This is a genomic window from bacterium (assembly GCA_035549195.1).
Taxonomy (GTDB): Bacteria; Oederibacteriota; Muellerivitia; order Muellerivitales; family Muellerivitaceae; genus DASZRK01.
The window spans coordinates 1-13,589 of sequence record DASZRK010000001.1; the positions used below are offsets into that span (position 1 = coordinate 1).

Annotated in this window: 14 protein-coding genes; 10 read left to right on the forward strand and 4 right to left on the reverse strand. The window is 54.3% G+C overall.

Features of this window, described 5'->3' with window-relative positions; genetic code table 11:
- The 6 genes from VHE12_00005 to VHE12_00030 form a co-directional block, all read left to right on the forward strand.
- The coding region (locus VHE12_00005; GenBank protein HVZ79160.1) for a cation transporting ATPase C-terminal domain-containing protein at positions 1-438 on the forward strand (438 nt) is incomplete at its 5' end.
- Positions 439-470: 32 nt separating this feature from the next.
- Positions 471-1,193, forward strand: coding sequence for a DUF542 domain-containing protein (locus tag VHE12_00010; protein HVZ79161.1), 723 nt, complete (start codon positions 471-473; stop codon positions 1,191-1,193).
- A 102-nt stretch (positions 1,194-1,295) separates the two neighbouring features.
- A complete protein-coding gene (locus tag VHE12_00015; GenBank protein HVZ79162.1) occupies positions 1,296-2,084 on the forward strand; it encodes a hemerythrin domain-containing protein in 789 nt (262 codons plus the stop codon).
- Positions 2,071-2,838 (forward strand): hemerythrin domain-containing protein, encoded by a 768-nt coding sequence (locus VHE12_00020; GenBank protein ID HVZ79163.1) that lies wholly within the window; start codon positions 2,071-2,073, stop codon positions 2,836-2,838. The genes VHE12_00015 and VHE12_00020 overlap by 14 nt, the downstream gene beginning before the upstream one ends.
- On the forward strand, positions 2,835-3,581 hold the full coding sequence (locus tag VHE12_00025) for a DUF542 domain-containing protein (GenBank protein ID HVZ79164.1): 747 nt from the start codon (positions 2,835-2,837) through the stop codon (positions 3,579-3,581). Before VHE12_00020 ends, VHE12_00025 begins: the two co-directional genes overlap by 4 nt.
- 140 nt (positions 3,582-3,721) lie before the next feature.
- The gene (locus VHE12_00030) at positions 3,722-5,164 is read left to right on the forward strand and encodes a nitronate monooxygenase (protein HVZ79165.1); all 1,443 of its coding nucleotides are present in this window, start codon (positions 3,722-3,724) and stop codon (positions 5,162-5,164) included.
- Between the two features lie 15 nt (positions 5,165-5,179).
- On the opposite strand, the gene VHE12_00035 is transcribed toward VHE12_00030, so the two are convergent.
- The 3 genes from VHE12_00035 to VHE12_00045 all read right to left on the reverse strand — a co-directional run bounded on the left by VHE12_00035 (position 5,180) and on the right by VHE12_00045 (position 7,915).
- The gene (locus VHE12_00035) at positions 5,180-5,605 is read right to left on the reverse strand and encodes a hypothetical protein (protein ID HVZ79166.1); all 426 of its coding nucleotides are present in this window, start codon (positions 5,603-5,605) and stop codon (positions 5,180-5,182) included.
- A gap of 91 nt (positions 5,606-5,696) precedes the next feature.
- On the reverse strand, positions 5,697-6,701 hold the full coding sequence (locus VHE12_00040) for a hypothetical protein (GenBank protein ID HVZ79167.1): 1,005 nt from the start codon (positions 6,699-6,701) through the stop codon (positions 5,697-5,699).
- On the reverse strand, positions 6,698-7,915 hold the full coding sequence (locus VHE12_00045) for a hypothetical protein (GenBank protein HVZ79168.1): 1,218 nt from the start codon (positions 7,913-7,915) through the stop codon (positions 6,698-6,700). Before VHE12_00045 ends, VHE12_00040 begins: the two co-directional genes overlap by 4 nt.
- Before the next feature lie 166 nt (positions 7,916-8,081).
- On the opposite strand from VHE12_00045, the gene VHE12_00050 reads away from it, so the two are divergent.
- From VHE12_00050 to VHE12_00060, 3 genes are all read left to right on the forward strand, one after another.
- The gene (locus VHE12_00050; GenBank protein ID HVZ79169.1) at positions 8,082-9,212 is read left to right on the forward strand and encodes a hypothetical protein; all 1,131 of its coding nucleotides are present in this window, start codon (positions 8,082-8,084) and stop codon (positions 9,210-9,212) included.
- A gap of 291 nt (positions 9,213-9,503) precedes the next feature.
- Entirely contained in the window at positions 9,504-10,634 is a 1,131-nt protein-coding gene (locus VHE12_00055; protein ID HVZ79170.1) for an outer membrane beta-barrel protein, read from the forward strand.
- A 235-nt stretch (positions 10,635-10,869) separates the two neighbouring features.
- Positions 10,870-11,235 (forward strand): P-II family nitrogen regulator, encoded by a 366-nt coding sequence (locus VHE12_00060; GenBank protein ID HVZ79171.1) that lies wholly within the window; start codon positions 10,870-10,872, stop codon positions 11,233-11,235.
- Positions 11,236-11,291: 56 nt separating this feature from the next.
- On the opposite strand, the gene VHE12_00065 is transcribed toward VHE12_00060, so the two are convergent.
- Positions 11,292-11,642, reverse strand: coding sequence for a hypothetical protein (locus VHE12_00065; GenBank protein HVZ79172.1), 351 nt, complete (start codon positions 11,640-11,642; stop codon positions 11,292-11,294).
- Between the two features lie 430 nt (positions 11,643-12,072).
- Between VHE12_00065 and VHE12_00070 the strand changes: the two genes are divergently transcribed.
- Positions 12,073-13,149, forward strand: coding sequence for a hypothetical protein (locus tag VHE12_00070; GenBank protein HVZ79173.1), 1,077 nt, complete (start codon positions 12,073-12,075; stop codon positions 13,147-13,149).
- Positions 13,150-13,589 lie beyond the last annotated feature (440 nt).

Here is a 13,589-nt window from a genome sequence, read left to right on the forward strand (position 1 = left end):
CCCCCACGGGACCCGGCGGCCCCCTTCTTGTCGCGGCCCGAGGTCCTGCGGTCGGCGCTGTCGGGCCTCCTGCTCACCCTGGCGACCCTGGCCTTCTTCGCCCGGCGCCTTCCGGCGGGGGAGGCCTACGCGCGCGGGGCGGGCCTGACGGTGCTGGTCCTGGGGATCCTCCTCTTGACCTGGGCGGAAAGGGCGGGCGTGCGGCCCTGGTGGAAGGTGCCCTGGCCGCGGACCGCCGTTTTTTGGGTGGTCCTCCCCCTGGTGGCGGCCAGCCTGGTGCTGATCCTGGAGGTCCCGGCCTTGGCCGGGGTTTTCCGGGTGGCGCCGCTGTCCCCGAAGGATGGGGCCATCGCCTGCGGCCTGGCCTGGGCGGCGGTGGGGTGGCGGGCCTGGGGCCGGCCAATTGTCCCTTTCCGTAAAACGGGCGCCCGGATATAAAATCGTGGAATATCAGCCAGGAGGTTTTCGTCGTGACCCCCGTTCCGGATAAGACCATCGGACAATTGGCCGTGGAGTGCCCCCACTACATCCCGGTCTTCGAGGCCCACCAGCTGGATTATTACCAGCGCGGCCACCGGTCCCTCGCCCAGGCCTGCCAGGAGGCGGGTCTGGAAACGGCCCAGGTCCTGCGGGAACTGGAAGCCCAAAAACCCCAACCGTTCCTGACGGACGTCGATGAGAATTCCAGCCTCTTCGACATCGTGCATTTCATCGTGGGCCGCCACCATTCCTACGTCCGCGGCCAGCTCGAAAGGATGGAGGACCTGATCCAAGGGGTGGGGGGCGACGGCCAGGCCGAGACCCAGGTCAGCGTCCTCAAGAGGCATTTCCTCGGCCTGGACGAATCCCTCCGCCGCCACCTGCTGGAGGAGGAGATCGAGGTCTTCCCCCGGTTGGTCTGGATCGAGCGCAACCGCCTGGGCAAGGGGATGGAGGACCATGGACGGGATTTTCGGGAGGCCATCCATCACGTGCTGATGGACCACCATTTCATGGACCGTGATTTCCTGGAGCTTAAGAAGCTGGTCTTCCACTTCAGGGTCCTGGACCCGGGCTCGGAATTCCTGGAGGGCTTCTCCAAGGCCCTGGACGGCCTGGACCAGGACAACCACCGCCATATCCACCTGGAGAACAACATCCTGCTGCGCAAGGCGGTGGCCCTAGGCATCCTGAAGGGCCCCGCCGCGGGATAGGTTTTCGGGCCTGTTCGCCCTTTTTTCCCTCTGACCCAAGTCATAATCCGATCCCCCTTTTCCGCCTATAAATGGGTCGAACCCTGCGGAAGGGAGGGGCCCATGTTACGGACCGATTTCGGGAAGACCGTCGAGGAGTGGGTCGAAGAGGCCCCCGAGACCCTTTTGCTGTTGGAACGCTTCCACCTGGATTTCGAGACGGTGCGGGGCACGCCCATGGACGCCGTCTGCCGCAACCTGGGCACGGACCCCTTCGCCATCACCGTGATGCTGTCGGGCCTGCGGGACAACAGCCGCCTGCTGGACGACTCGGTCCTGCGGGCCTACGACATCCGCCAACTGATCGCCTACATCATCGTGAACCACCACCACTTCATGGACGAGGAACTGCCCCACCTGGAGAAGGACCTGGACAGTGCCCTGCGCGAGGACGGGTCCCGGTTCCCGGAACTCTTTCCCCTTCAATTGAAGGTCCGCCGTTTCATCCAGACCTTCCGGGCCCATATGCGCGAGGAGGAGCGGCACTTCTTCCCCTATTTCGCCACCTTGGCCGAGGACCCGAAGGCCGTCCTCTTGGGCGACCAAAGCCTCCAGGCGCTCACCGAGGTGGTCCGGCAGGAGGACGAATACCTGGTCGAGGACCTGAACGCCATCCGTCAGGCCACCCGTTGGTACCATCACCCGGCGGGCGCGGGGGACGCCTACCGTAGCCTCATCCACCGACTGCGCCTGCTGGAGATCGACCTGCGGCGTCACATGGCGGTCGAGTCCGAGATCCTCTTCCAGAAGGTGCTGGAACTGGAGAACGAGGGCGCCCAGGGGGCCGACCAGGTCCACGGCGGCGCGGCGGGGCCGATGGCCCCGGCGGGGAACGGCCATGTCCCTTCCTGACCTTCACGAACCGCTCCAAAAACTCGCTTCCCGGGAACCGGGCCTGCCCAAGCTCCTCCACCACCATGGGATCGACCTGCGTTTCGCCGGCAACCTGACCCTCACCGAGGCCTGCGCCATGCACGGCATCGACCTGGGGTCCCTGGTGCAGGAACTGGAGGAGATGGACCGGGATTCCCACTTCCTTCCCCAGGAGGTCCTGGAACAGTTCGGCGTCCCCGAAATGGTGGGCTACATCCTGGCCACCCACCACAGCTTCCTCCGCCGCGAGCTCCATCGGCTGGAAGGCCTGCTGGGCGAGGCGGGTCGGGCGGACGGCGCGGCCCTCCCGGCGCTCCGGGACCTGCTGGGGCCCTTCCAGGACTTCAGGGCCTCCCTCGAATGGCACATGCGCGAGGAGGAGGAAAATCTTTTCCCCTACTTCATCGACCTGGCGGCCAGCCCGGCCGCGGGGCTGGCCCAGATCGACGAGATGGAGAGCCTGGTGCGGGTCTTCGAGGCGGAGGAGGAGCGGGTGATGGTGGACCTGAACGAACTGCGCCGGATCTCCGGGGGCTACCGCCTGCCGGGCGACGCCGGGGCGGCCACCCGGGACCTTTTCCACGACCTGGTGCGCATGGAGACCGAACTGCACCGCCACATCCACGACGAGAACTTCATCCTTTATCCCAAGGTGCGGGCCCATTGCGCGGGCCAGGGGCCGCGCAAGCCTTCCTTGGCGGACCTCCCCTGGGGGACCTTGGGGAAAAAATGATCTTCCTGGACCCCTTGAACACCATCGGCCGCATGGCCGAGGAACACCCCCGGTATATCCGGGTGTTCGACCGGTTCCATATCGATTACGGTTTCGCCGGCTCCCTCACCCTCACCGAAGCCTGCCTGCGCAACGGGTTGGACCTGCAGGAACTGCTGGGGCAATTGCGGGAGGCGGACCGGGAGGGCGCCTTCCTGGACGACCGGGTGCTGGAAGGGATGGACCCCCCGGAGCTCATCGAATATATCCTCCTCACCCACCACCATTTTTTGGAGCGGGAGATGCCCCGGCTGGAGGACCTTTTCCAATCGGTCCTGCGAACGGCGGGGGACGGCCATTCGGAGGTCCTGGAATGGCTCGCCCATTTCCGGCGTTTCCGGCCGGCCCTGGAGCGGCACATGAAGCACGAGGGCCGGGAACTTTTCCCCTTCTGCCTTTCCATCCCTTTGGCCATGACCCCGGACCAATGGACGATGGAACTGGACCGGCGCCTCCTGGAACAGGAAGGGGAGGACCGGGAGGCCCTGGAGCTCCTCAAGGGGATCCGCAAGGGGACCGGGGGGTTCGAGGACCCCGGGGAAGGCATGATCCCCATCCGTTACCTGCTCTTCGACCTCCAGCGGCTGGAAACGGAGGTCAAGCGGCACTTCCGGGTCGAGGCCGAGATCCTTTACCCCAAGGTCCGTTCCACGCCGCCGCCCCAAGGAAGTTGCGAGTGGCGGCAAAAGGCCGACCTGCACTGAGGCGGCCTCTATGAGGGCCATCATATTGGCCGACTTCCCGTCTCCCTATCCTGAGGGGCGTCGAAGGTGAAGGATCCCCGTGTTCTTCCGTATTTCCTGCCCTTCCGTTCTTGATCCATCCCACTAAAGGAACCTCCAGCATGTCCGAACCGATGATCATCCAAGGCGGTATGGGCGCCGGCGTCTCCGACTGGCGCCTGGCCCGCGCGGTCTCCCAAGCCGGCCAACTGGGGGTCGTGTCCTCCACGGCCCTCGACAATATCCTCGCCCGCCGTTTGCTGGACGGGGACCTGGACGGCTCCATGCGCCGGGCCCTGGAGGCCTTCCCCGAAAGGCTCATCGCCGACCGCATCCTGGCCAGGTATTTCATCCCCGGGGGCAAGGCGAAGGGGGCCGCTTATAAGCCGGTCCCGCTCTATTCGCTCCAGCCGCCCCGCGAACTGGAGGAACTGACCCTGGCCGCCAATTTCTGCGAGGTCTTCCTGGCCAAGGAAGGCCACCGGGGGCTGGTGGGCATCAACCTGCTGGAGAAGGTCCAGATGCCGACCCTGCCTTCCTTATATGGCGCGATGCTGGCGGGGGTGGATTACGTGATGATGGGCGCGGGCATCCCCCGGGCCATCCCGGCCCTTCTGGACCAACTGGCCCGGCATGAGGCGGTCGCCTTGCGGATCAACGTGCAGGGCGAGGGCGAGGACGACGAGCATTGGATGCGGTTCGATCCCTGGGAATTCATGAGCCAGATCCCGGAGACCCTCAAGCGGCCCAAGTTCCTGGCGGTGGTGGCCTCGGAGGTGCTGGCCATGACCCTGGCGAAGAAATCCAACGGCAAGGTGGACGGGTTCGTGGTGGAAGGCCCCCTGGCCGGCGGCCACAACGCGCCGCCCCGGGGCGCCTTGAAGCTGAACGAAAAAGGCGAACCGGTCTATGGCACGAGGGACGAGGTGAATTTGGAAGGCATCCGCGGGCTGGGCCTGCCCTTCTGGGTGGCGGGCGCCTGGGGAAGGCCCGACAAGTTGAAGGAGGCCCTGGCCAAGGGCGCGGCGGGCATCCAGGTGGGGACCCTTTTCGCCTATTGCCGCGAATCGGGGCTGACGGAGAACCTCAAGCAATGGGTGGTGGACAAGGTGCTGAAGGGGAAGATCGAGGTCTTCACCGACCCCAAGGCGTCGCCCACGGGTTTCCCTTTCAAGGTCGTGAAGCTGGAGGGGACCCATTCGGAAAAAGAGGACTACGAGGCCCGGACCAAGGTCTGCGACCTGGGCTACCTGCGGCAGGTCTTCAAGCGCTGGAACGGGACCATCGGCTATCGTTGCCCGGGCGAACCGGAGGAAGTGTTCCTGCAAAAAGAGGGGGACCCGGCGGAGATCGAGGGGCGCAAGTGCCTTTGCAACGGCCTCATGGCCAATATCGGCCTGGCCCAGATGCGCAAGGACGGCGGGGCGGAGAAACCCCTGGTCACGTCGGGCGACGACATCGCCCGCATCCGGATGTTCGTGGGGCAGGGGAAGCGTTCCTATGGGGCCCAGGACGTGATCCGGTACCTGCTGGGGGAAATGGGCGGGGGCCTGAACCCCGCCTAAAAGGCGGTCAAGCCCTCAGTGGGTCAGCTGGATCGAAGGAGCTTTCTTCAGAGGGTGGGCGTTGACCTTCGTTAGTTTCTTGATGTTCTTCGCCTGGATCTTGACCTTCGGTGGGGTCAAGGTCACCCGGGAGGTCCCGCCCGTGCTGATACTGACCGTCAAAATGTAGTTCTCGGTCATTGGACTTTGAACCGCTCCCCTGAAACTCTTCCGTCCCTCGGCGTTCCCGCTGATGCCTTCCTTGGGATCGCTTTGCTTGTTCAAGGACCAATGCGTGACGGGGTAAATGGAGGTGGCGTTGAAATAAAAGGAGCCCGACTGGGCCGTCAGGTCGACCGTGATGACAGGATGATCGGATGAACCGGAGTAATAGGTGGCGGTTTGGGCGAAAAGGGCGACCGGCAAAAGAAGGAACATCACCGAAAGAAAAGATCGCTTCACGAAGACCCTCCTGATCCGAGATAAGAACGTGGGGGCATTATAAGGGCGGCGGGGGGGTCCGGGGGCGGGCGGAAAAGACCTTGGAAATGGCTCACTTCAGCTCGGGGTGGTCCTGCTGGAGCCGCTCCAGGTTCCGCCGGGCTTGGGGGTGGGTGGGGAGGATGCGAAGGGTCTCTTCCCAGAACTTCTTGGCGGCGGCGTAATCGTTCTTGCGGTAACTTTCCAAACCCAAGTTGTAGGCTTGATCGGCTTTGGCCTGTGTTTCTTTTTCGTTGATGGGGGTTGGGGTCTTTTCGGCCTTTCGTGGTTTTTTCGGGGTGTATTGGGAATGTTCCTTCTTGCGCTTTCTGATAATTTCTTTTTTTAAGGCCAATGCATTTTCGTTATTCGGATCGTTCGCAAGGATATCGTCCAACTGGGATAAGGCTCTTTCCTGATCCCCACTTTTCCAAACAGTTCGCGCTTGTTCCACTTGATCGACCGCGGGATGAGGGGGAGTGCCTTCCGTCTTTTCCAATAAATTCCGCACCTGGGGCTGCAAAGGATCCAGTTCGGCGGCTTTTTTCAGGTGAGAAAGGGCACGATACCGGTCCCCTTTCGATAGATCGTTAACGGCCTGCTCATAGAGGCTGTGGACCATTGCGTGGTAAGGGTGGTCGGGGTTTTCGTCATATTCTTCCTGCGCTTCAGCCGGGATATTCAAACCGGTCGCGGTTTTCTTGGAGCCTAATTGGAGGGCTACAGGCACGGAATCTTCTTCAGTGCTTAGAAAAACCGTCAATTTGAAGTTCCCTTGAAAGGCTCTTTGGATCTTGGTCGAGAATTGATAAGTGGCTGCCAGGCCACCTTTTCCCAGTGTTTGACTTCCGCTTTCGTTTTTCAGGATCCATCCGGTCATGGGAGCTTCCGATTGGACGGTCAAGTCGAACTCCTTCTCCTGAGTTTTGACCATGGCTTTGATCAAGCCCCATACAGTTCTGGTTTGATATGAGAAAGCCGCATCCTGATGACCGGATGGGGTTATCGAAGGAATTTGAGCGCGAAGGAGACAAGGAAGGACCATGAATAGAAACAACAGCCAGGGTTTGCGGATCAAAACTCGACCCCGGTTCGGATCATGGCGGCTATGTTGTTATACGAAGAGGCCCGCAACAAAGTCCCTGCTCCATCCGTTTCATTTCCGGGGCCGAAAGCGCCGCTGAAGGGGATCGCAATGGCGCCAACAGCCGGTCGTGCCAAGGTGTAATCATTTTGGTTGTTGGTCAAATGCAGCTCAATGAATAGGACCTTGAGCCTTGCCCGGATCTTGGCGTACCAGGCGGCTTGGGATGCTTGAGCTAGATTGGGAGAAAAGGCGTTGCCACCGGTAAAGGGGTTCAAGAGGGAATTTCCAATGGGAAGTTGGGCTTCTAAGGAAATTTGATCCAGGGAGAAAGAACCCCAGGTGCCTAAGCGGGAAGCTTGAAGGCCCAGGGCGATAACCCCGGTATCTTGGAGGCGGTCGATATTCTGCGAACTGGCCTCCACCGTGAGGGAATAATTTTGCCGGAAGATCAATTCCGTGGAAATGGACGCTGTATAGGAGCCATTTAATGACGAATAGTCGAAGAAATCGGAAGCTGATCCACCGAAATTCAATTTGAGGGTCGGGGAGAAATCGGAGCCCTCTAGGCGGAATTTCAACTGGGATAACCAGAAGGTCTGGGTGTTGTCGTATTGGACTTGCTGGGCGGAAAAAAGGCTTGGCGTGTAAAAAAAGCTGAGGGCCAAGGGGGAAGAATCCTCCGACTTGTTCTCTTTGGCGGGGCCGAAACTAAAGAAAAAATTGATCGGTAAGGAAACCCAAATCCCGTCGACCCGGTGAAGTCCCATGACGGGATAAGCCCCGAAGAAGTGGTTGGAAGAGATATTTTGGAACAGGTCAAAGCGGCCGAGCGTCACTTGGATCCAGGGCTCCAGATAAGAAATGCGGGCAAGACGAAGGTCGATCGAGCTGGCTTGATCATCGTTCGAAAGGTTCTTTCGGAATCGGAGCAAGCCATCGGCCAATATTGAATTCTCATCAAGTGGTCTCTTCAGGGAAAGATCCAGCATGGAAAAGGCTTGATCCTTGACGTCTTCATCATGCTGAAAAGCGGCCTGTAGGTCGAATAGAAGGACTCGATTGTTCGCGTCAACAGGGGGCGGAGCGATCCATTTTGATTCGGCAGGACTTTCGTTGAAAAAACTGCTGGAAGAAGTTTCTTGTGCAAAAATTGAAGAACAGCACAAAAAAAGGACCAGAGATACACTCGTTAATAATTTATTCATGAAAGTCCTTCCAAAAATGTGGAGCTTAAAATTAAGGCAACTTTAGAGGTTGACAAATTTATAATTGGAAATATTAATTGTGCAACCTGAATTAAATTTTTATGGCTGAGATGGCACAAAAACGTCAATTAATGTGCGATTTTCATTCTTGGCCGGAAGGCTATTTATGCGGGAATATTTGAAATATTTAACGGTCATTTCGGTTGTGACCATCTCTTTGATCGGTTCCATCCAGATCTTAGGCTGCAATAAAACGGACCATCCATTTGGGATCAACGCTCCATTGGGACTGGATAGACCAACTGTAACGCCCACTCCGCAGTCTGGAACAATTGAAATATACGTTCAGGATTCCGCCATTGTTAGTTCTGGAGCTGTTCAGGGTGTTTCCATTTCTTTGATAGAGCCAGGAGGTGTTACTTTCGGATTTGCTACCACGCAGCCGGTAGTTGGTTATGCTGCATTCAATCCCGAAAACTTATTAAGTGGAATTTGGTTGGCCGAAGTGCCGGCCCAGAGTGTCAGTTATCAAGTGGTTTCCTCAGGTGTTACGACGCCGGTTCGAAGAACCTATGGGCAAAGTACAATCCCAATAACTATATCTGGAGCTGGTCAATATGCTGTTACTTTTTCAGCGACCGGAAACATAGTTTCTGTAAGCCCAGTTTCTCAGACGATGAATTTGAGCATCCCGAATTTCTTGCCATTAACAGTTACTTACAGTCAATCGGGAAATTTGGACGTTCCAGTTACGGTAACCATGAGTGGGCTTCCAAACCTACTATCTTTTAGTTACTTAAATCCCAATTCTTGGCAATTTGGAGGAGGAAACTCCTATTTTGCAGCTGTAACTATTTCAAAAACTAGCTGTTACGCTCAGCCAATAAGTTTGACTTTGGCAGCAAACGATATGTCGGGTAATCCAATAACTGCTACGGGAGCAGTCATAACCAAAGGCTGGTCAGTTCCCGTAACCGCACTCATGGATAAACATTCATTGGGTGGCGGACCATCTCAAGAAGTTTGTTATATGAGGGTGGATTCGGCTAATGATTGTGGAATAAGCCTATACACCATTTCTTATCAGATAGGGTCTAGCGACCCACCAGGAGGGGCGACTTATGGTCCTTATGCAGTTGCGGCTGGTCAAAGCATCGGGGTTACTTATACAGGGCTTACCAACCCATATGTAAAAGCAACTTTCACTTACCCAGGTGGTGGACAAATTAGTAGTGACATCAGGATGGGGAATCTATCGTTTGATTCATTCGAAGACGTGGGCCATTCTAGCTACTGAGGTTGAAGTTGAATTAAGTAGAAGACTTTTGTGGAAATGGCCGAAAAATGCGTATAAGGCGAAAGTCACAAAATTGTAATATCTTACATAAGTAGGAATTAGCGCTGAAATTGATTTGTCTAAATGTATTAGCCACTTAGAAATCCTCTGAATTTTAAGGGTTTTTCACTTTTCTTATTTTTGACTTCGTGGCACAAGCCTTGCTCTATCCCTTAGCGCTGGTCTGACGTTCCCCTTTTTCTTGTCCCTGGCAAGGGCTGGGGGGGCGGTTTTTAATCCAAGGAGGATGAGATGAAAAAGACGATCAAGCTGTTCAGCCTTTTGGCCTCGATCGCCTTGTCCGGGCTGTCCGTTCCGGCCTTGGCCGACGATGCCGCCGCCCCGAAAGTCACCGTTGGGGGTTTGGTGGATACTTACTATTCGTATAACTTCACGAATAGTGCGAATAACGTCAATGGTGCGGGAAACGGGTCGCTCTATGGTTTCCCTGTCTCCGATGATGATTACACGCTTGGTTTAGCCGAGTTGAACACGAAAATTACGGCGGGCGATGCTTCCGCCAACATCGTGTTGATGTACGGTCAAACGGCCGCGGCGCTTTACGGTGTTGACTATACGGCCAATTGGGAAGGTGGTTTGGCTGTTAGTTCCGCCAATTTGACGATCACGAAAGGGCAATGGACTTTCATGTTCGGAAAATACATGACCTGGGTTGGTAATGAGGTTGTGGAGAGCAATTTGAACATGAACTACAGCCGCTCGATCCTGTTCTACGCTATTCCCCTCTATCATACGGGGTTCAGCGTCGGCGTGGCCCCCAGCGAGCAATTTGGGATCACGGCTTATGTGAATAATGGGTGGAACGAAACTTCTTCCTCTTATTCTTACAACGACAAGACTTTTGGGTTGCAAGCCAAGATCACTCCGGCCGAATCCAACTTGAGCATCATTTTGAATGGTGTCTTTGGTCCGGAGCCGTTCGGCGCGGTGGACCTCCCGACCTTGGTTGCGGAAGCCATTATCTCTTACTCGGGGATCAAAGATTTTACTTTGGTCTTGGATTCGCAATTTGGGAACCAAACACCGAAAGTCGGCGATGCCGCTTCCTACCTCGGTTTTGCTCTCTACGGTCAGTTGATGCTCAGCGATGGCTGGGGATTAGCTCTTCGTTTGGAAGAAGTCATGAACAATGGGACTGACCTTCTCTTGGGTGATGGATCTTCCTCGGGTCCCGGTGGCATCCAAGCTGAATATCGCGAAGCCACTTTGACCGTCCAAAATCAGCTGACACCGAACGTTTTAGCTCGACTGGAAGGGCGGTTTGATACCTATCTCAAGGGTGGTGTTGCTCAGACTGCTTTTGGAAATGGCAATGCCGACAGCCAGGTCACTGCCACTGGTAGCATGGTGTTCAGCTTCTAGTTGATAGGGGGATCCCAAGGATCGGTCCCGCCCGAAAGGGCGGGGCAGGTTCTCCGGGTGGAGGAAAGGGAACCAAGCCATTCTCTCTCTCTCCTCCAGTAGTGCAACGAAGGGTCGGCCCCGCCAAGGCCGGCCCTTTGTTGTTTTAAGTCACGATCCGGGTTTCCGACATCCGGCATCCCTGAAGGGCATAGCTCTTTAGGGGTACCCGATATCAGAAGCCGGGAGGGCCGCCATGTTGAAGATCGAAGCCATTATTCGTCCTGAAAAGCTGGAGGACGTGCAAGCCCGCCTGAGGCGGATCGGCTATCCGGGCATGATGGTCACCGAAATGGAAGGCCACGGCCGGCAGAAGGGCCTTCATTCCGATTGGCCCGAGGGGATGCGGGTCAATTTTCTGCCCAAGACCAAGATCGAGATCGTGGTGGAAGGGAAGGACCAGAAGAAGGTCGTTTCGGCCATCGTGAATGCGGCCTACACGGGCCAGCCGGGGGACGGGAAGATATTTATTATTGAAGTGAAGGACGCCATCCGGATACGGACCGGGGAGCGGGGGACGAAGGCCATATCCGGAAAGACCGCTAAATCGGGAAAAAGTTGAAAGAGTGGATGGGTCTATTATTACTTAGCTTTGAAGATGATCGTTTCGCGCCGATTCTAGTTTTTAGAAACGCCTTCGCCGATCGATCGAGAGTTCTTATCCAATAAAGTGTTCAATTGTGTCATTTGATCTTTGGTCAAGTCCCGGTGTCCGTCCTGTTGCAGCATTTCATTTTCTTGTTGGCGGGCGCTCCTCAAGCTGGACTTCAGGGTATCGGCTTGTTCTTGGGTCAATTTCCCGGTTTTAAGACCCTTTTGGACCAAACGAAATTGGATCCTTAAACGAATATCGAACTGGTGGACATTCGGCCTGGTGCGTTGGGAAGAATGGAGAGAGGCAGAATTAGCATATGCACTAAGCGCCATACCGGCGATCACCGGGATAAGTAAAAGTTCGACTCTCTTCATGGGATCCCCCTGGGTTTATGGATGACGCTAGATATTCTGACATCAAAAGAAAGAAGGGTGTTGGGAAAGATCGAGCAGATCTTCAAAACGGCAGGAAGGGTGGAAAATGGAAGGGTCAAGAAGGATTTGAAAATGGATGGCTTTTACGGGGCAGGTATTTGACGGTGTGGGGAAGAGGTTGGAAAGAAGTCCAAAATAAAGGAATGCGATCAGCCGAATGGATAAATGGACAGAATTCGGGCGGTTTTACATAAGGGAAACAGTGGGTCCGATAGGATCAATAGTCTTTGGAAGTAAGGTGAACTGGGCAGTAAAGTGAGCGGGGAAAAGACGACTATGGAATCAAAAGAAGAAGGATCGGGGGGGGGGGGAATTACAATTAATGTCCGATCTCGCCTCCGATATTTCCATTGGTTTTGAGTGAAAGGAAATGCAAAGGATTAAAGACGGTGATCAGAATGAGGAAAAGAAAATGAAAATAAATCACGATTCATATTATATGTCTCCGGTTCATCTAATCGCTATATTCGCACTTTTTTGTATGTCCGTATCCACCATAGCCAAGGCCAAAGAAGTCGAAATGGATTTATATAAAAAAGAAAACTATTTATTTATTCCTTGGGGGAAGAGCAAAGGGGAGATCCCCTTGTTCGAAGAGCGAAGAAAATATCTAAATAAAGACGAATATTATTGGCGTCGTTCAGGACCAAAAGGGTTTAGGGTCGATGAAAACGGAAATATTTATATCTATTTTAATGTCGGTAACAAAACAGATGCTGGAATAAAAAAATTCGATCCTGGGAACCACGAAATTGGATTCTTGCCATTGGATCCTGGTAAGTATGGTGATTTGTTAGCTTCCGGCGGAAAAATGGAAACACAGGGCAACCAGGTTATTATTGGAAATATTTTCGAGAATAAAATCGATCTATATGATGAAAGTCTTCGATTAAAAAAAGAAATCACCATTCCAAGAGACGAGTTGACGCTAGATAACGGTTCAATTTATGGTGGTGCACTCCATAGACATTTCCAGAAAAAAAATAAGGAAAATACTTTTGTTTTCGATCCTGAATATTGGAAAAAGAAGGGCGAACCTAAAGATTGGCATGGAGCAAGAAGGAATGTGGTTGCGAAGTTGGTGAAAAAGGACGGTGTAAATAAAGTTTATGTTTCGGGGTTGGAAAGTTTAGGTGGAACAAAGAAGTCAATTTTGGTTTGGCAAGAAAACGAAGAGCTTCTTTATCCAACCATCTTGCAAGTTGATGATGAAAAGAATGTATACATCCGCCTATATATTAAGGCGAATCGGGATTGGGACTCGCGCGTAATAAAGCTGGGATTGAATGGGGATGTCAAATTCCAATTCGACATTAACCCGAAATTTTCCATGAATTACCCAGGTGGTTATGTACCGTTGGAGGTCACGCCGGACGGAAATATTTATTTTTTCGAAGGAAGTCCAACGGGGCTTTACGTTATGCGATTGAAATACTCCAAAAAGTAATTTTAATAAGGCGTAATCGTGTTTAGAAATATTCTGGCTCTAATATTATTTTTTTCTTCATTGTCAACCTTATGGTGTCAATCCAATCCTGTGGATGACGTCATATTATTTCCGCAGTTCACGCCCGATCCCTTGCCTGGGGTTCCTGTCGCCTCTGTGCCCGTAAGTATTTATTTTTCAAGTGGTCCACAAATAGGGACATTTGATGAAGTTGTCACAGTGACAGTGGATCAATTTCTCAAAGGGAATTTGAGCAAGGAAGTTGGGTGTATATCAGACGAAAATTCTTTATTTCAAAATGGCTTTGATGCGATGGCAATTATTGGGAATTCACAGATATATTTTTGGCAAAGAACTCATTCGGCGGGAAGCCCAATTTTAGTAAACGATCCAAAAATGAAAAGTGGATTTGGGTATGATGAAAATTATGTAAATCGTCC